General features: G+C 46.3%; 7 protein-coding genes and 1 riboswitch. All 7 genes read right to left on the bottom strand.

What is annotated here, in order from left to right:
* Window positions 1-130 precede the first annotated feature (130 nt).
* Window positions 131-1,486: a prenyltransferase/squalene oxidase repeat-containing protein gene (locus LKD42_RS05940; RefSeq protein ID WP_248835104.1), complete on the bottom strand. Its 1,356-nt coding sequence runs from the start codon at window positions 1,484-1,486 to the stop codon at window positions 131-133.
* A complete protein-coding gene (locus LKD42_RS05935; RefSeq protein WP_248835103.1) occupies window positions 1,480-3,618 on the bottom strand; it encodes a DUF4430 domain-containing protein in 2,139 nt (712 codons plus the stop codon). The genes LKD42_RS05940 and LKD42_RS05935 overlap by 7 nt, the downstream gene beginning before the upstream one ends.
* A 103-nt stretch (window positions 3,619-3,721) precedes the next feature.
* Complete coding sequence (locus LKD42_RS05930; protein WP_248835102.1) at window positions 3,722-7,690, bottom strand: InlB B-repeat-containing protein; 3,969 nt, start codon at window positions 7,688-7,690, stop codon at window positions 3,722-3,724.
* 166 nt (window positions 7,691-7,856) lie between these two features.
* Window positions 7,857-15,092: an Ig-like domain-containing protein gene (locus LKD42_RS05925; RefSeq protein WP_248835101.1), complete on the bottom strand. Its 7,236-nt coding sequence runs from the start codon at window positions 15,090-15,092 to the stop codon at window positions 7,857-7,859.
* Between the two features lie 187 nt (window positions 15,093-15,279).
* A riboswitch (cobalamin riboswitch) is annotated at window positions 15,280-15,472 on the bottom strand.
* 211 nt (window positions 15,473-15,683) lie between these two features.
* Window positions 15,684-16,205 (bottom strand): flavodoxin domain-containing protein, encoded by a 522-nt coding sequence (locus LKD42_RS05920; protein ID WP_022119529.1) that lies wholly within the window; start codon window positions 16,203-16,205, stop codon window positions 15,684-15,686.
* Window positions 16,206-16,382: 177 nt separating this feature from the next.
* Window positions 16,383-18,110 (bottom strand): ABC transporter ATP-binding protein, encoded by a 1,728-nt coding sequence (locus LKD42_RS05915; protein ID WP_248835100.1) that lies wholly within the window; start codon window positions 18,108-18,110, stop codon window positions 16,383-16,385.
* Window positions 18,107-19,852 carry an ABC transporter ATP-binding protein gene (locus tag LKD42_RS05910; protein ID WP_248835099.1) on the bottom strand — a complete coding sequence of 582 codons (1,746 nt, stop codon included), beginning with the start codon at window positions 19,850-19,852 and terminating at the stop codon, window positions 18,107-18,109. Before LKD42_RS05910 ends, LKD42_RS05915 begins: the two co-directional genes overlap by 4 nt.
* Window positions 19,853-20,145 lie beyond the last annotated feature (293 nt).

The raw sequence follows: 20,145 nt of genomic DNA, 5'->3' as shown, positions 1-20,145 counted from the left end.
ATAACTGTCCTGTTATATTTATACTGTTTACTTTCTGCAAAATCCGTTAAAATTTTCTTCCCAACCGTATTTTTGCACACCTGAATCCTGTTTTTGCTGTCATGGCATCCCATGCTTCTCCTGTGCCGGATCATTCTTTTTTGTTTCTTCTTTTTAACATCAGTACCACTGCCGCTGCGATCACTGCAATCACCACTGCGATGACCATGACCGGCATGGCACTGCCATTTTTCGAAAGCAGGGATGCTTTTTCCGGACGCAAGTTAAATAAATTTTTCATATTGTTTTTGTAGCGGCAGAATGCGGTCAGTGCGTATGCCGCCTGGCCTCCTGCCAGGAAATCGGATTCATCCGGTATGGATGCCGGATTGGACGCATCATAAACATAAGCATGGACAAATCCGCCATCTTCCTGACGAAAGCTCATCAGATTATCAAGCACGGTATTTCCGTTTTTGATAAAACGACTGTCGCTCTGCGGATCGATGCCTAGACTGCAAAGAGCCGTCAGAACCTGTGCACAACTCTCAGAGCTTTCTGTGCCGGTATCCATGGAAGAACAGAATCCTCCGTCACTTTCCTGATGTTCAGAGATCCAGGACAGTGCAAGATCTGCTGCCGCTTTCGCCTCGCTGTTTTCTTCGTAATATGGTGCCAGGGCAGTCAGTGCCATGGCAGTGATATCTACATCCATCTGCCCGGAACCCGCTGAGAGGGAAAATCCGCCGTCACTCTCCTGTGCTTTTAAAAGTTCTGCCAGGATCTCTTCCCGGCTCTGGTATGCATCTTCCGGCACTTCATAATCCCCGGAATCCAGTGCGATCAGTGCCCAGATCAGTGCATTTGTTCCCTGCGTATCGAGCGGTTCTGTCTTTCCGCGGTTGTACGTTCCGTCTGCAATCAGATTGATGGTCTTCTCTCCTGCCATGTCACTTACTGCCTGTGGATCACCGCCAAGAGCCGCGATCACCAGTGCCGCTCTCTGATATTCGGTCGCTTTTCCGAGTTTTTCTTTTTTTGTGCCATATTTTTTGGCGATCGCTGTTTCCATCGCTTTTCGATAGCTTTTATAGTCTTCCTTGTATCCGCTTCTCGCTGCTGCAAAGGCAAACCAGTCATTGAGCGAAGTATCCGCCCCTTCCAGAAAGGTCTTATCGATCAGCTCGTCAGCATTTGTGAGGCTCTTGGCCCACTCAAAAATACCCTGGATGGTTTCTTTTACTTCTTCTGTCGTGTATTCGTAATGTGTGACAGTTGCTGCACTTTTTGTTGTATTTTCTGCTATATTTGCTGTATTTTCTGTCGTAACGTCTGATTCAGAAGCTGTTTGCGTCTCACTGTTTTGGGATGCAGACTGTGCCCGCACTTCCTTGTTTGTGCCGGAAACCATCCCAACGCACAGGATCAGTGCCATGAGCAGGGCTGTCATTCTGTTTTTTCTTTTTTCTGCATTTTGTTTTTGATCATTTCCCTTTTTCATTACCATTCATACCCCCAGTTATCTGAACCGCCGGTCATGTCCTGCCCGATATCAGCTCCGTATGCCAGCGTAAAACGCAGCCGCAGTGTATCGCCGTTCTGGAAACAGTAATCGCTTAAGCCATAGTTCGGGTAAACGCCGTTTACCTGATACATCCAGCCGCTTCCTTTTGTAAAATCATAATCTCCGAGGCTGTTCGGTGTAAAATCATAGATTTCAAAGCCGTGTTCTTCCAATTTGGTCCTTAAATCCTCCGGAATATTTCCGGTGACAAAATTGCTCTCGGAACTAATCCTTGCCAGATAAAAACCGGTCTCATAGTTTCCGGTATAGTCAACAGAATAGCCATTATTCTGCAGCATGCGTACTACCGTCTCCGCCGCAGTCTCTCCCTCATAAATATCTACATCCTGTGACAGCAGAATACCGCTTCCCACGGTCGTTGCTTCCACGCTGATGTGGACCGTTCCGATCCGCTCCCCGCTCTCTGCCGCCGTACAGAAAATGCTGTAAGTCAGTTCCGTTGTGTTGTCTTCTGCATCGGTGACGGTGATCACCATGGTATTATAGCCTTGGGACAATTCCGTATGGTAACTGACATCGCCGCTGTTCTCCCAGATCAGACCGGTAATATTGTCTCCGCTGTCACCGAAACAGGAAATGCGGATGTTGTCTGCACCAAGCCCGTTTCCATGATAATCGGTTGCCTGTACCTGGAAACTTAAGCTCTTTCGCTGCGTCTCAAGACTGTTTCCGGAATCACCAAGCGTACAGGTAACTCTTGGTGCCTCCACATTGCCTTCGCCGTCTCCGTCTCCGCTGTTCTGTTTGACATAGGTTACGGTATAGGTAATCTCTTCACTGCTTCCGTTTTTTTCTGCATACAGCGTGATCTGGTTTTCGCCCTCTTCCAGCAGCACTTCATAGTTGTCACCATCTGTCGGTGAAAGCTGCGTTCCGTTCAGCCAGGCGGTCAGATCTTCGACTTTGTCACTGCCCATAAAGGCCTGTGCATAGAACCGGTATTTCTTTTTATATACTTCTTTGTCCTCCAGATCGGTGTCAAAGCGGATATTCTGATTCTGCGGTCGTTCATAAGTTATGGTATAAACCTGCTGTTCGCTCTTTCCGTCTTTTTCTGCATCCAGAACGATCTGATTTTCGCCCTCCTGCAAAGGAACGTCTTTATAATCCCAGTTTTCATCGGCACTGATCGGTGTACCGTTTAGCGTTGCCGTCAGTGCAAACGTCTCTTTGCCAAGCTGTGCCCAGGCACGGAAGGAAATGTGATCGCTTTTTACCGTCTGATCGGACAGATTTGTCTGGATCAGCAGTTTTTCTTCGTCGTAATAGATGGTATATTCTTTGGAAACAGTAAATTTGGTACCGTCTTTCTGCTGATAAGTGACTGCCACCAGAATCTTATTTTCGCCGTGTGCCAGTTTCAGACTTCCCCGGTAAGTGGTCACTTTGCCGTCGTTTAAGGTGTTTTCTGTTTTCAGTACTTTCAGATCCGTCAGCTGTTCAATCTGATAACTGTAATCTGCTTTTGTGACCGTCCCGCCGTTTTCAATCGTTGTCCGGAAATACTGCCTGTCTTTTTTGCCGTTTTTGTCTTTGTTTTTATTTCCGGAGTGATTCTTATTCGGCTTTTTGTTGTTTTTATCGTCTCCATCCGTCTTTTCGCCGCCTGTTCCGTCTCCGTAATTGCCTCCGTTTGTTCCTGATGCAGTCCCGCTGCCATTGCCGGAATTGTTTCCGGAAGCATCTCTGTTTGCCTCTGTTGAACTGCCGTTTTCGTTTTTACTTCCGCTCCCTGTGCTTTCTGTGCCCTGGCTGTCAGCTCCGCTTTCTTTTGACGATTCGCTCTCCGTCTCCTTCATATCCTGATTTTCTGACTGCTGATTCTGCATCTGCTGCCGGCTGCTTCCATTCTCTTTTGTCTGCTCTGCCAGCACTTCTTTCGTGCCGGTCAGCATGACCATCGAGCTTTTCTCCATGCCATCGATTGGATTTTCCGGCACACTTTCTCTCTGCGTACGGATTCCCAGGATCATCACTCCCGAAAACAGCACAATAAGCAGCAGTGCCGCAATGGCACCTGCTGCTTCTGAATGTTTCCGCAACTTTTTCATCATTTTTTGAAAAAGCTCTTTCATATGCTCCTCCTGTTATTCTGAAACTGTAAAATATTCTGATCCATTTTTCACTGTAATTGTGATGTTCCGGATCAGTCACCGCTTATTTTACTTTTACAGAACGAATTTTGCTGTATTTTCCGCTGTATTTCTTTCCTCCGACGATCTTATAGGCCTGGATCTTAAAGTAATATTTTTTCCTGGATTTCAGTTTCTTCCAGGTCAGTTTTGTGGTGTTCGCCTTTTTGATCGTCTTCGCCCGCTTCCAGTTTTTCTTCTTTCCGATCGCGTAGGAAATCTCATATCCAGACACGCCTTTGATCTTCTTCCACTTCAGCACTGCTTTTTTGCTCCTGGATGCCTTCAGGGAAATAAAGGAAACTTTTGGTACGGAAACGGTGATATTCTGGTTTGGATCGGTTGGTTTCGGCTGTACCTGCTGCGTTTCTTTAACTGTCACTTTGATCTGTGCCAGGATCTGAGGCTGCTCCACGCAGTACGCTGTGATCAGGGTCTCTCCGGATGCAAGTGCACGGACCTGTCCGTCTGCATCCACAGATGCCACCTGTGGATTAGCACTGCGATAACGGATGCTGACCGCTACATTCAAATCTTCCGGGAGGAGCTGTACTTTTAACATATGACTCTCGCCCTTTTTCAGCGTCACGCTGTTTTCTGTAAATGTAAGTTTCTCCAGCGGAACTTCCACTTTTAAGGTACAGGTCGCTGTCAGCATTCCAACATGGGCGGACACCGCCGTTTCTCCGCCGCCGATGGCTGTCACTGTGCCGTTTTCCACGGTTGCCACGGAAGGATCTGCCACATTCCAGATGATGGTTTTGTCACTGATCGTATCTTCCGGATCGTAAGTCACATGAAGTGTCACCCGTTCTCCTTTTTTCATGTTGACTTCTGTTTTATCCAGCGTGATGTTTTTCAGAACAAGGGACTCCAGTCTCGCATATTCTGCCTCCGCATCGGTCAATATTTTTAAGATTTCTTCGCTGACATACTGTTTCTGATCTTCCAGAAGTGCATCGTACGCCGCCCTTGCTTTTGCGATAGCTTCACGACTGTTCAGGGTCACTTCTCCTATGGCATTTATTTTTTCAACAGCTGACTCTGCCTGGCCTCTGTTGTATTTGAGATCTGCCAGTTTATTTTCTGCCTGTGCAAGCAGCTCATAATTTCTGACCAGATTTTTCTGTGCGGTTGTCAGTGCAGTGTAATCTTTTCGCAGTGCCGTCAGCGTCTCTTCACTTTCAAAGGTGATCTCGCCAAGTGCTGCAATTCGCTCGCTGATGGCTTCTGCGATGGCGGTATCTTTTTTCAGCTTCTCCAGATCCATTTCCTGTGCAACGAGAGAATAATAATTGACAACCATCGCCTGCCGGATCTTTGTCATCGCATCAAAATCACTTCGGATCTTTTTCAGGGTCTCTTCATCCTCAAGTTTCACCTCACCGCTTGCCGCAGCAATCCGCTCTTCCATCTCTTTGACTGCCGTATAATCCTCATCCGTTGCCTCTGCCTGTGCAAGCTCCTGCAGTTCTTTTTCTTTTTCTTTGATCTGTTCGATCAGCTTTCCATCTACCTGTGCCCTTTCTTCATCGTTCAATTTCAGCCATGCGGCATGGGCATTCATAAGCAGTGAAAGACTGTCATCTGTAAGTGACACTTTTTCCGGGATCCGCTTAACGCAGCTTGAAAATGCATCGATCCTGTCTTTCTTCTCCAAAAGCTCTGTAATCTTCTTTTCTGCATTCTCCAGAAGTTTTCTCACACGCTCCGGAACAAGTGCCTGCTGGCTCTCTGTCAGTGCCTGGAATGCTTCTCTTGCCGCTGTGATCTCCTCTCTGGAATCTAAGGTCACATCTCCGATCGCTTCGATCTGACGGATCACGGCATCTGCCTTTTCTTTGTTCTCCTTCATCTGTGAGATCTTTTCTTCTGCTTTCGTCAGAATATCCAGATTTTCTACCATCGCTTTTTCTGTTTCTGTCAGTGCATCGTAGGCATTTCTTGCACGCACTACCGGCTGCTCATCTGCAAGCGTCAGTTCTTTATCCAGTGCTTTGATCATCGCACTGACCTGTTCTGCCTGATCCATGCTTGCAAGCAGTTCCTTCAGTTCTTTTTCCTTCTTCAGGAAAGTATGATAAGTACTTGCCGTGATCCGCTCCCGCTCGATATCCAGCATTGAATCATACAATTCTCTCGCCTTTTCAATGTCTTCTTTATCAGAAATGGCTGTCGCATGGCCGGACAGACGATTCACGATCGCATAAAACTGATTTGCTTTTTCAGTATTTACCGTCCATTTTGCATAAAAAGTCTTATCGCCATAACTGTGTGCCGGTATTTCGGTCACTTTGCTTCCGGTAAATTCCGCATTGGTGTACCATCCGTCAAATTTACATCCTGCTTTTGTGATCTCATCTGCGGTCGGCAGTGTGATCTGGTCTTTCGGACTGTAGGTGTCCGGAAGAATGATGTCATCGGAAAGAGTACCACCGTTTAATTCAAATTTCAGTGCATAACTTGGCTGTCCGTACTGTGCGTAAAGCGTGATATCCTGCTCCGGCATGGAAAGGAGTTCTCCCGGATAATAGCTGATTCCGCTTCCGTCCGATTTGGTATTCCACTCCGTCAAAAATGTTTCCTGTTCATCGGTTACTTTTCCTTCGGATAAGAGTACTTCTGCATAAGGGGAAGCTTCTGTTGTGAAGGTCTCGCCCTCTTTCTGACCGTCATAGGTGATCGTATAAGTATCTGCCGTGGCATTCAGATAACTGCCGTCCAGCTGATCCTGCATATCAAAAAGGGAATTCTGTTTGTGTGCAAAACGGTCGTATGCAATCAGTCCGTAAAGTGCCTGGTCGGTTGCCATCGGATTGACCGTTGTGCCGGAACCGCCACCTCCGTCGTAGCCTGCCGTTACATGTTTAAATCCGCCGATCGACGCACTGCTTCCGCTTCCGGCTGCCCAGAAGGTCAGAAGTGCATCTACCATATTGTCGGTGTAAACGCCGTCCCGTGTCGCTCCTTCTTTGACAAAGCTGCATGTTTTTCCGATATGCGGCAACGTTACCTTATCTGATTTCGGATCGATCCCCATTTCCAGAAGCGGCATCATCGCCCATACGGTCGATTCGCTGTTGACCGTTCCCCAGCTCTCAAAACCGCCGTTCGGCTTCTGCATATTTGCCAGCACGAGAATACCGCGTTCTACCGCACTTGCAAACTCATCATAACTATAGGTTGCATCTGTTTGCTCATATTTTTCCTGACTCAGATAATATGGTGCAAATGCTGTCAGTGTCATGCCAGTGATATCGGCATCCGGTACATTTCCTGACAATGCCCAGCCGCCTTTGATTCCGTTTGCATCGGTGATCTCCAGATTCAGAATGTAATCCAGCATTTTTCCAAAGGTATTTGCTGTTTCCGGATGATCCGTCTGGTCAAATTCATAACCGCCGCTGTTCATGGAAATGATCTCCCAGATCGGACCGTTAATGCCCTGGCGATACGAAAAACTGAATGAATCAGATAGTTTTTCAATAAAATCATAGCCTGCCACACTTCGTATATCATATCCCATTGCAGTCAGCGGCAAGATCAGTCTTGACCACTCGGTAGACTTTGCCGCATGCAGATTTCCTTTCTTATTTTCTACATGTGCTTCCACACGTTTTAAATAGTCAGAAAAATAATTCTCCGGTATGCTGTTAATATAATCTGCCCCTGTATACATGCCGCGCAGCAGATCCCATACTGACCATTCTCCAAACGTACTTCCTACGGTCGGGTAGCTGTTTCCTGTTTTTTCTGACTGCTCCTGCTGGTTTTCCAGAATATATTTTGCCGCTGCATTGATATAAAAACGCACTCCCGGCTTTTCATTGTTCCAGAAACGCAGCTTCAGACTGTCTGAAAATTTATTCTGATCCCACGCTGCCGCATGGACAGCAGTAACAGGCATCTGGACAGATGACAGAGCTACAACTGCCGACAGAACCCCTGCAAGAATCCGTTTTCTATAACCACATTTTTTTGTTTTTCTGCTCATTTCTCCACACTCCTGTTCTTTCTGTAAGTGCATCTCTTTTTCTGAGATTGTAATCTTTGTAATGGTGATCCGGGGGCAGATTTCTGCCCCCCCTGATCATCCATCTTCCTTGCTGATAAGCATATATTTCATATTTTTATGCTCTCAGCATACGGAAATTTAATTGTTATTTTTTAATCTTTGCAGACTTGGTATTTGAGTACTGACCGTAGATCACTTTATTTTCTACTTTCTGGAATACACGTACTTTGTAGGTATATTTCTTACCTGCTTTTCCTTTCAGTTTGTAGCTTGCCTTGCTGCCCTTATTGAGCGTCTTCACAAGTTTCCACTTGCCTTTTCCAGTCTTGCAGTAGATTTCGTATCCACTTGCACCCTTAACCTTGTTCCATTTCAGAGTTACTTTTTTGCCTTTCACCTTTGCAGATTTCAAAGTTGTCTTCTCATTAAATCCATACTTGTCTTTCTCTGCTTTCAGTTTTTCTTCCTGCTCTTTCAGTTTTGCATCCTGAGCCTTCTGTGCCTCTTCAAGTGCTTTCTTGGCTTCTTCTTCCTGTTTCTTTGCAGCATCCTGCTGAGCTTTCAGGTCTTCTGCTGCTTTAAGTGCAGCCAGGTCTTTTTCTGCGATAACCAGGTCAGACAGGTTCGTTACTTTTTCTTTCACATCTGCTTCCAGTGCTTCATATGCACTTCTTGCTGCTGTGATCGCTTCTTCACTGTCAAGTGTTACTTCTCCGATTGCTGCAATGGCATCAACTAGCGGCTGTGCTTTGGTTTTCAGAGCTTCCTGTTTTGCCTGCTCTGCCTTGTCTGCTTCTGCTTTGTCTGCTGCCTCTTTTACCAGATCTGCGATCTTGCTCTCTGCTGACTGCAGATCTTTGTAGTTGCTTACCAGTGATTTCTGGACATCACTCAGAGTATCGTATGCGGCTCTTGCTGCTGCGACTACGCCTCTCTTATCCAGCGTTACTTCTCCGATCGCTGTGATTGCATTGCTTATCGATGCTGCTGCCGCTGCATCTTTGTCCTGACTCTCTTTCTCTGCTTTCAGCAGTGCCAGATTCTTCTCTGCTACGACCAGGTCAGACAGGTTTGTTACTTTTGCTTTCACATCTGCTTCCAGTGCTTCATATGCACTTCTTGCTGCTGTGATCGCTTCTTCACCGTCAAGTGTTACTTCTCCGATTGCTGCGATCGCATCGACTACCGGCTGTGCTTTGGCTTTCAGAGCTTCCTGTTTTGCCTGCTCTGCCTTGTCTGCTTCTGCTTTGTCCGTTGCCTCTTTTACAAGTTCTGCAATGCGGTTCTCTGCTGCGGTCAGATCTGTGTAGTTTGTTACCAGAGCTTTCTGATCTTCTGTCAGTGTGTTGTATGCGGCTCTTGCTGCTTCTACCACACCTCTCTTATCCAGCGTTACTTCTTCGATTGCTGTGATCGCACTGCTTACGGATGCTGCTGCCGCTGCATCCATCTGGTTTTTCAGTTCTTCCTGCTGTTTCTTTGCTTCCAGAGTCTGAATGGTCTTTTCTGCCTGAACCAGAACATCATAATTGGAAACCAGTTTCTTCGCATCTGTGGAAAGTGCATCGTATGCATTTCTTGCTGCTTCTACGCTTTCTTTTTTCTCGAGTGTTACATCTCCAAGTGCTTCGATCAGTGCTTTTACTGCATCTGCATCGGTCTGTGTCTTTTCATCCGCTGCAAGTTCTGCACTTGTTTTCAGTTTGTCCAGATCTGCTTTTGCATCGCTTAACTGTTCTGCAACGTCCTCTGCTGATTCTGCATTGTTGATCAATACCTTTGCATTTGCAAGGATCTTTGTGATCTTGGCTTTTTCAGCATCACGGTAATCATCTGCATTTTTGTATGCGTTCAGTTCTGTGATAGCTGCTTCTTTGTTTACAATCGTCACTTTCAGCATATTGCTGGTATGTGGCTGTGCATCGTTATCTTTTACAACCATATAAACATCACTGATTGCAGAAGGCAGATTTGTGACTTCTACGGTTGACTCGCCAACCTCAATGCCGCTTCCTTCTCCTGTTGTATCAATAGATTCTGGTGCAGTTTCTCCATACGGTACTGCTTTATAATAGAATGCTCCATACTCGTTCGAAGTAAGGGTGATACTTCCGGCTGCTTCATCTTTGCTTACGCCTGCAGCATTCGAAATAACCGGTGTATTTCCTGCTTTCTGTTTTATAGTTACAAAATAAGAAGCCTCTGCGTAACCGCCTTCTGAAATAACTTCCACACGTACCTTCGCACAGTCATTATTTCCAAAATAAATAGCATAGCGGTTATGTGTATTCGTTGTTGCTGTAACCGGAATTGTTCCATCTGAATTTACTGCTGTACTGCTTCCGACCAGAACCGGATATACTTTTACGGTTGCATTTGCATCCTGTGCCAGTGCCCATACATTTAAAAAGCTCTTTGTACTGCTGTATTCTGCACGATATTCATGCACATCGTTGCTGAATGTCGGTGTCATTGGCACCATACTGCTTGAACTTGGTACTCCATTACTGGTAGTCACACAAAGCTCACTAAGTTTTACATTTGGCTCTTTTCTCTGTACGATCAGCGTATAAGTTCTGCTCTCCACACCCTTTTTCACAACAACTGGTACCGTAATTTCTTCATCCGTAAGATCCAGATTGTAAATGTTTCCTTCTACACCATTAATGGTCACAGTACTTCCTGCGGACGCTTTTACCATCAGTGTTGTCTTTTCTGCTTCTGAAAAAATATTGATCTTATGTGAATTTGCTTTTGGATCAAATGCTGCACCTGCGTCAATACTGCTGCCCTCTGCACTTGATGTTACGCCGGTCATATATGCCTCACTGGATGCAACCGCCATAACGCATGCACTGTCGTTCTTATAGTACAGCGTACCGTTTTCGTCACAGATAATACTTGTGATGCAGTACTGCTGTCTTGCTTTTTCCGGTGTGAAAATTTCTTCTACATCCGGAGTTGTCTGTCCTTTTTTATCACGGATCAGAGTGATACCGCCCGGATTGTTGTTATAAGTTGCATACAGATAAACACTTCCGTCTTCTTTTTCGTAAGCGGTTGACAGAAGTACAGAGCACTGTGGATATCCTTTCAGCGGTGCTTTGTAGATCTCTGTCATCGTTGCCGCATCAATCACGCTGATCGAATAGGTTCCGCTGAAGTTACTTCCGCTTGTCACACCGATATAGATTCTTCCGTTGTATACAACCGGTGTGCTGGTGCTCATGCTTCCAGGCTGTACGGATTTCAGCGTATCTTTATCAAAGGTTCCGTCGGATTTCAGTTTTAGACTGTAGAGGTAGCCGCCTTTTGTTGTGAAATACAGTCTGTCTGTTTCTTTGTCATAAGCAATCGTAGAACGCTGGTCACCGATCACATCAACGCTGTCCATAACTGCTCCGGTCTTCTTGTTCAGAGATAATACATGTCCGGTTCCGTCTGAACCGCTTGTGCCGTCATCCGTACCAAATACAACATAGTCACCGCGTACCACAGAACCTGCCCAGTAGAAACCGCCAAGGCTTGTGTACTGCCATGCTGCTTCTTTTGCTTCCTGTGTGTTCGTCGGATCTTCATCCGTAACCGGGATGCACACATAGTTTGCATCTTTTGTCTCTGCATTCCAGAATCCGGTATAAATATAACCGTCACTGTAAGTGATCGGGCTTAAGGACTGGCCTTTCAGCGTATCCTGGTAAACCCACAGAGATTCCAGTGTCTCTGCATTGAACGCCTGTACACGTCCGTCTGCCAGCGGTGCAAAGATCATGCCGTCTGCATAGGTTGGCGGTGTGTATCCAAAGTTTGTCGCTGCTACCATATCGCCTGTCTGCAGGATATCACCTGTATTCAGATCCAGTTTGTAAATATGGTTTGCACTCATGACGATCAGGGAATTATCCACGATGATCTGCACACTCGGTGCTGCACCCCAGCCGCTTCCCAGTTTCTTAAACCATTTTTCGTAGGTTGTCGCCTCGCTCGTTGGTGTTTTTGCAGAGGTAATACCCATGTTGTCATCACTGTTACGGAAGTTTTTCCATGCTGCGGATACATCTTTTCTGGTGCTCTCCGGTGCTTTTTCCATTGTGATGGTTTTCTCGGTGTCTTCTGTAACAGAAATCGTATCTTTCTTTGTAACATATCCGGCTTTTACGGCAACATAGCTGTAAGTTTCTTCTGCCTTCAGTGTGTATACACCGTTTTCTGCTTTCAGCTTTTTGCTGTCAGCATCTTTCAGTGTGATCACTGTATCTGCCGGATCTGTTTTCAGTGTCAGTTTTACGGATTTTTTTCTCAGAACATGAATCTTGTATTCTCTTGCCTGAGACGGTGCATCTTCCATTGCTGCTTTGACGGTGATCACAGTCTCATCTCCGCTCAGAGGAACTGATGTTTCTCCTGTCACTGCGGTACCGTTGACAGAAACTGCTGCATTTTCCAGAAATGCTGCTGCATTTATTTTTATGCTGTCGTTGTTGTCGGTTACACTGACTGTGTAATCTGTTACATTTTTATCAAAACCAGGATGAAGCACTTCTTCTCCATCTGCAGATGCCACACTTAAGGATTTCAGAGTGGATTCACGAACAACATCAAATTCATAAGTTGTTGTCTCGTCTCCCTTCTTCACATCTACATACAGTGTGTTGCCATTCATGTCTTTTTTGGTCAGGTAGGCGGCACTTGATGTCGCACCACTTCTCAGTGTAATATTCTTCGCAGATCCGTTATTTGCCGCTGTGTAACGTGCTGTTACCGTTGCAGTTACATTATCTGCAAGTTTGGAGTAGAGATATACATTGGTAATTGCATCCGGGATGACAACCTGATATTTGTTTTTCGTAATATTATATTCCGGTGTGATCTCGTATGCAAAAGAAGTTTCTGCATTGGTTCCTGCCAGGATCTTGAACTCTTTCATGCCGGCTGCTACAACGGTTACCGGAATATCTACGCTCTTCTGTCCTGATTTTGCTGTGATCACTGCTGTTCCCTTTCCGGTTGCTGTGACCACTGCTTCTTTTCCAACCTGCATCGTATTCTCTGCTGACTGTGCTGCTGCCAAAGACTGGTCTGTGCTGACTGCCACAACTGCCGGATTGGAAGAAGTCCATACAACCGGATCGGTTCCATCGCCTACGTCTGCCATAATCTTCTGTGTATCAGAAACGCCACATCCAATCTCTTTCTGATTCGGAGTGATGGATATGGTGCTGAACACGTCTGCATTTGCAGCCAGAACTTTTACATAACATTCTGCAGTAAAAGCACCGCTTGTGAATGTGATGATCGCTTCGCCTTCACTGACTGCAGTTACCTTTCCTGAACTGGAAACGGTTGCCACATTTGTATTGCTGCTCTTCCAGGTTCCGCTCTTGGTATCTGTGGTATCACTTGGAAGATAGCTTGCTGACATATAGGTGGACTGTTTTACTTTCAGTGATTTAGAGCCATAGCTGATCTTTACGCCGGTCATCGGCACTTCTACAACTTCTATTTCAATGGAAGCAGTCATGTCACCGATTTTTGCCGTGACCGTAGTCGTTCCTTTTTTCAGTGCACGTACGTATCCGCTTGTGGAAACACTTGCAACGCTCGGCTCTGAGCTTTCCCAGGTCGCTTTTTTTGCATCCGTTGTATTGGACGGATCAAATCTCAGAGATAAGGTTTTGTTCTTTCCTTTATTCAGGGTCAGTTTGCTGTCATCAAAATAAATCCGCTGTGTATGGACTTCTTTAACTGTTACCGTACAGCCGGCCTCTTTGTCACCAACCTTTGCTGTAATGACAGCCGTTCCTTCTTTTTTACCGGTTACTCTTCCGCTCTGATTTACCGTTGCGACATCTTCTGCATTTGTGCTCCAGGTAACGGTTCTGTCATCTGTGGTATTTGCCGGAACCAGTGTCGCTGTCAGTGTTTCACTGTCATTTTTCAGGATTTCCAGTTCTGATTTATCCAGCCGGACTTCCTGAAGCGGACTTGCATTTACGGTTACTTTACAGGTTGCTGTCTTTTCGCCGCAGGTTGCCGTGATCGTGGTCGTTCCTGCACCGACAGCTGTTACCAGACCATTTTTCACCGTTGCAACAGAAGGTTCTTCACTGTTCCATTCGATTGGCTCGATCGGTTTGCCTGTCAGCTCCACTTTTGCATTTAACTGCATGGTACCTTCGTTTTCCAGTGTGATCTCACTCTGATCCAGTGTGATACTTGTGATCTCACCGCCAAGCAGTTTGTTCAGTTCATCGTTTACTTTATCTACTTCACTCTGTTCTGCAACAATATTTTGCAGAACTTCTTTTGCTTCTGTGATCTTTGCTGCGATATCCGGATCTGCCTTCAGCTCGGCACTGTTCGGTGCAGAATTGATCTTTGCCAGAGTGGTGGTCAGCACATCTTTGTTTGCGACGCTGTAAGAATCATCATAGCCGCCGCCCATACCGCTGGAACCTCCGATATCACCGCCGTACTTCAGAGTAAACTGTGCACGCATGACATCGCCGTCAGACAGATAATAATCTGCAAATCCTACATTCGGGAATACCGTATTTACACAGTACATCCATCCTGACATGTAGTTGTAGTCAAATTCACCAAGAGAACCTTCTGTTCCGCCGTCGGCGTCAAACATCAGATCCGGAAGTTTTTCTGCCATATGCGGCTCAAGTGCTGCACCGGCAAGATCCAGTTTCTTTGTCGCATTCTTTGGTTTTTTTGCATTAGATCCTACGATATGGGACAGATAGAAACCACTGGTCAGACTTCCGGTGTATTCTACATCATAGCCTTCTTCACGGATCAGGTTTACAAATGCTTTCGCTGCATTGTCACCTTCGTAAACCGGCATCAGAACCGGTTCTACGATATAACCTTTTGAGATTGTAAAGGCTTCAATGCTGACCGTTGCATAACCGATAAATTCGCCTTTTTTGGCTTTCTGATAAATAACGGTATAAGTCTGTGTTTTCGATGCTCCTTTTCCGTCTTCTGCGGAAATAACAACGGTATGCTCTCCTTCTTCCATGCCCTGGAAATCCAGCGTAAAGCTTGTCTTTACATTATCACTCCAGGTTGCCGAAAGTACCTGTCCGTCAAGAGTTGCTGTCGGTTTGAGCGTGTTGTCCTCAGCATCTCTTGCCCAGACATCGAACAGCTTGCGCTGTCCTTTTACCTTAAGCTTGTCCGTCAAAGTTGTCTTTAAAAGAATACCATCCTGCGTTGTTTCATCCGATGACGCATCCTCTGAAACAACTGCTCCCGCCTCCTGTCCCGGCAGTGCTGCGAATGCACTTGTCGGAATCATGGTTGTGATCATCAAAAAAGTCAGAAACCATGCCAGAATTCTGGAAGCAAATCTTTTTTCTCTTCGTTCCATTTGTTCCTCCTCATTCGCTTTTTGGCGATTCGATTCTGTTTGCTTTTTTTATTTTACACATGCTCACATCTGTGTTTTCCTTTTTCGTTTTCCTCCTTCCCTTTCTGTGTGTTCTCCAATTTCATAATTTTCAGACACCGGGCAAAAGGGGACAAAAAATACACCTCCGCTATGCCTGCGGACGTTGCTGATAAACCGGTTTTGTGTTTGTGTTCTGACTTGGGTTCCTCCTACTCAAGATGCCTTCCCAGTTTGACTAACCAGTGGCAAATAATCTTTTTCGTCCCCCATACAGCAGGGAATAACTGTTCCGGATTCTCACCGGATTCCTTTAAAGAGATCACATAAACGCAATCTCACCACAAAACTTCTATGAAATTAGCCCTCTATTACGCCAACAGTGTACCCCTATTTCCGATAATTGTCAATCAAATCCACTTTTCTCTTTTTGCTGAAAGTCCTTGATATAACTGGATTTTTCGTATCTTACATACATTTGTTCGGTTCGCATAACAGATGCTTTTTATTATATAAAACCAAAAAACAGGAATGTCACATCTCATATTCTAATTATGTAACATTCCTGTTTTTTTATAATCCCTGTATATAGTTGAGCATCGGTTCGAGATTTGCCTTTTCACAGACATCAAAGGATTTCTGCATCTGTTCAAAAAGGGCTTTCTCTTCTTCACTGTGTGCTTTGCGGCTCTTCATCATCTTGCAGAAGACTTTCATCATAAGCTTATCGCCAAGATTCATCGCTTCATAATTCAGCCCGCTTTGCAGGTAGAATACTTTTACTTCTCTGTCCTCTCCTTTGCCCAGCTGCTGTTCAATAGACTTGACAGCGTCTGCAGAAGACGGCGGCATCGCCCCGGTCACAAACAGCACGTTTGTCTTTTCAAACGGCAGGATCGTCTCTTTGTACCATTTCAGCTCTTCTACATTTCCTGCACGGAAGCTGCTCCCGAAAATGATCACATCGTAATCCGAGAGCCTTTCTCCGCCGACATCTTCCTGTGGTATGCACTCACAGTTTAACGACTGTGCAAGCCACTTTGCATATTTTTTCGTAAATCCGGTTCTCGATTTATATATGACAATCTGTTTCACTTTAGCACCTTCCTTCTGTTACGTTCTTTTTTTACTGATGCCCACGAATTGCTCCGTTACGAAGTAACTCTCGCAATCTACGCTCCGCTTCGGTCGGCACTAAACAAGTGCCACTGGTATCAGGTATAATCATATCAGAAATTCTTTACAAAACAAGGACACTACTTTACAAAACTATCACAATTCATACTGACTGTTATATAATTTTGCATAAAATCCTTTTTCCGCCAGCAACTCTTCGTGTGTTCCCTGTTCTATAACTTTTCCACTGTCCATCACAAGAATAATATCTGCCTCACGTATCGTCGAGAGACGATGTGCCACGATAAAGCTGGTGCGGCCTTTCATCATGCTGGCAAAGGCCTGCTGGATCTTGATCTCGGTACGGGTATCGATGCTGGAGGTTGCCTCATCCAGGATCAGCATCGGCGGCAGGCAGAGCATGACTCTGGCGATACACAGCAGCTGTTTCTGTCCCTGGCTGATATTGCCTCCGTCTTCTGAGATCACGGTGTCATAGCCGTCCTGCAGTCGCTTGATAAAGCTGTGGGCATGAGCCGCTTTGGCAGCTTCGATGACCTGTTCTTTTGTGGCATCCGGTCTGCCGTAGGCAATATTTTCATAAATCGTTCCTGATTTCAGCCAGGTATCCTGGAGCACCATGCCGTAACTTCTGCGAAGGGAAATGCGGCTGATATCGCGGATATCCGTTCCGGAAACACAGATCTTGCCGGCATCTACATCATAGAAACGCATCAGCAGATTGATCATCGTCGTTTTTCCGCAGCCGGTCGGTCCTACGATCGCCACTCGCTCGCCCGGTTTTACGGAGAGATTGAAATGCTCGATCAGTTTGCGGTCCGGCACATAGCTGAAGGAAACATCGGAAATCTCTACGGTTCCGTCAACCTGTTCTTCCGTCAGTACTCTCGCATCTGCTTTGTCCGGAGTGCGTTCTTCTTCATCGAGCAGCTCAAAAATGCGGCTTGCACATGCCATGGCATTCTGAAGCTCTGTGACAACACCGGAAATTTCATTAAACGGTTTTGTGTACTGGTTTGCATAACTTAAAAAGCAGGACAGCTGACCGACGCTGATGCCGCCGGACACGGCAAACAGTGCTCCGACAAGAGCCACACCGGCATAAACCACGTTGTTGACAAAACGGGTGGCCGGGTTTGTGATGCTGCTGAAAAAGATGGCTTTCAGGCTCGCCTTCTGAAGACGCTCGTTCATCTCATCAAACTGATCCACATTTTCTTTTTCATGACAGAATGCCTGTACCACTTTCTGTCCTTCGATCATCTCATTGATAAATGCAGTCTGCTCGCCGCGGACTTCGGTCTGCATATGGAAATTACGATACGTTTTCTTTGCGATAAAGCCTGCCACTATAAAGCTGAGCGGTGTGACGCACACAACGACGAGCGTGATCGGCACATTGACATACAGCATAAAACCCAGTGTTCCGAGGATCGTCAGAACTCCGGTAAAAAACTGGGTAAATCCCATCAAAAGTCCGTCTGCAAACTGCTCTACATCGGCGATCACACGGCTGACCAGATCTCCGGTCGGATGTGCATCCAGATAAGAAACCGGCAGTCTCTGGATCTTGGCGATCGCTGCATTTCTCAGGTCACGACTGACATTATAAGTGATCTTGTTATTGCAGATACCAAAGATCCACTGGGAGATTGCCGTCACGGCAGTCGCTGCCACGATCACCCGTACGATCGCCGCCACGCCCGCAAAATCCACTTTTCCGACTCCGATCATATGGTCAATAGCATTTCCGGTCAGGATTGGCACATAGAGCTGGGATGCAACAGAAAGAGCGGCAAAAATCAGACTGCATACAATATAAAACCAGTATTTTCGAATATGTTTCCAGATTCTCATGATCATGCCGTCTCACCTGCCTTTCCAAACTGACTTTCATAAATTTCCTGATAAACCGGGCAGTTTCCGAGCAGTTCTTCATGCGTGCCCATGCCGACGGTCTTGCCGTCATCCAGCACCAGGATCAGATCGGCATGCATCAGGCTGGATGTTCTCTGGCTGACGATAAATACCGTCATCTCTTTATCCAACTCACGGATTGCTTTTCGAAGTGCCGCATCCGTTGCAAAATCCAGTGCACTTGCACTGTCATCCAGGATCAGGATCTTCGGATCTTCCACCAGAGCACGGGCGATCGTCAGACGCTGTTTCTGACCTCCGGACAGATTGCGTCCTCCCTGCTCCACCGGTTCATCCAGCTGTTTCTCTTTTTTCTGTACAAATTCGGCTGCCTGTGCAGTCTCAAGAGCTGCCCAGAGCATCTCATCGGTCGCTCCTGGATTGCCCCAAAGAAGGTTCGAACGGATCGTACCGGAAAACAGCTGTGCTTTTTGCATGACCATACCAATCTTGCCACGCAGCTCTTCTCTTGAATAGCTTCTGATATCGTGACCGCCGATGCGGATTTGTCCGTCCGTTGCATCATAAAAACGTGCCAGCAGATTGACCAGCGTGGATTTTCCGCTTCCGGTTCCGCCGATGATACCCACGGTCTGTCCTTTTTTCACCGTAAAATGAATATTGGAGAGCGTTTCTGCACCAGCACCGCCGTAAGTGAACGATACATGGTCAAATGCCACTTCTTCATCTGAAGTGCCTGTTTTTCTGTTTTTTGCATTGTTTTCCGGACAGGAAAACTCCATTTCCGGCTCTACGTTCAGAACAGAAGCAACACGCTCTGCACACGCCATTGCTTTTGTCACCTGAATGATCAGGTTTGCCAGCTTGACCAGCTCGATCAGAATCTGGTTCATATAATTCACAAGAGCTACCACATCGCCCTGCTGCATATTTCCAAGATGGATCTGCACTGCTCCCGTATTTAAGATCACAACAACCGCAAGGTTGATCATCACGTAAGTCAGCGGATTCATCAGTGCGGAGATCTTTCCGACCAGAAGCTGGCTGCGTACCAGAAGTGCGTTGTTCTCCTCAAAGCGATCCTTCTCCTGCTCCTCTCTTCCGAAAGCACGGATCACACGCACACCGGTCAGATTCTCCCTGGTGATCCCCAGGATCCCGTCAAGGCTGCCCTGTACCTTCCGGTAAAGCGGCATCGTGATCAACATAATGCCAAAGACAACGATGGAAAGCAGCGGGATCGTTACAACAAAAATAACAGCCGCCTTCGGACTTACGATAAATGCCATGACAATGCTTCCGAATACAATAAACGGGGATCTCAGGAAGAGTCTCAGGAACAGATTCAGTCCGCTCTGCACCTGGTTGATATCACTCGTCATTCGCGTGATCAGTGTGGAAGTACCCAGCTTGTCCATCTCCGCAAATCCAAGGGACTGGATATGTGAGAACAGCACATGCCGCACCTTCGTACAGAATCCAACGGATGCTTTCGCCGCAAAATACTGTGCGGTGATACTGCAGGTCAGACCAATCACACCGAGCAGGATCAGAAGTCCGCAGTGTGACAGAATGTATCCCTTGTCTTTGTTTGCAATTCCTGTGTTGATGATCGCAGCCATAACAAGAGGAACCAGAAGGTCAAACGTTGCCTCCAGCATTTTGAACGCCGGGGCAAGAATGCTCTCTTTTTTATAGTCGCGAAGATATATCAGAAGTTTTTTCAAAATATCTCCTTTCCGTTCTCACTGCAATTTGAAAGAAACTTTCTCTTTTATACCAAAATGGTAAAAACAGACCGCTTTTGGCATCCTATGATGTGGGTGTCAAAAATCCCCAACTATGATGCCTACGGATTGTTCCGTGCGTTGCACTCCCACAATCCTTTCTACGCTCCGCTTCGGTCGGTGCTAAACATGTGCCACTGGCACATAGCACCCCACTATTCGCATATCGTGGGATTATCATCCCACTTTTATGTCTACGCTCCGCTTCGGTCGGAGCAAAACGAACATCCACT

It is taken from the genome of Hominisplanchenecus faecis, assembly GCF_020687205.1.
GTDB classification, from domain to species: domain Bacteria; phylum Bacillota; class Clostridia; order Lachnospirales; family Lachnospiraceae; genus Hominisplanchenecus; species Hominisplanchenecus faecis.
This window is presented reverse-complemented; position numbering and strand designations above follow the sequence as displayed.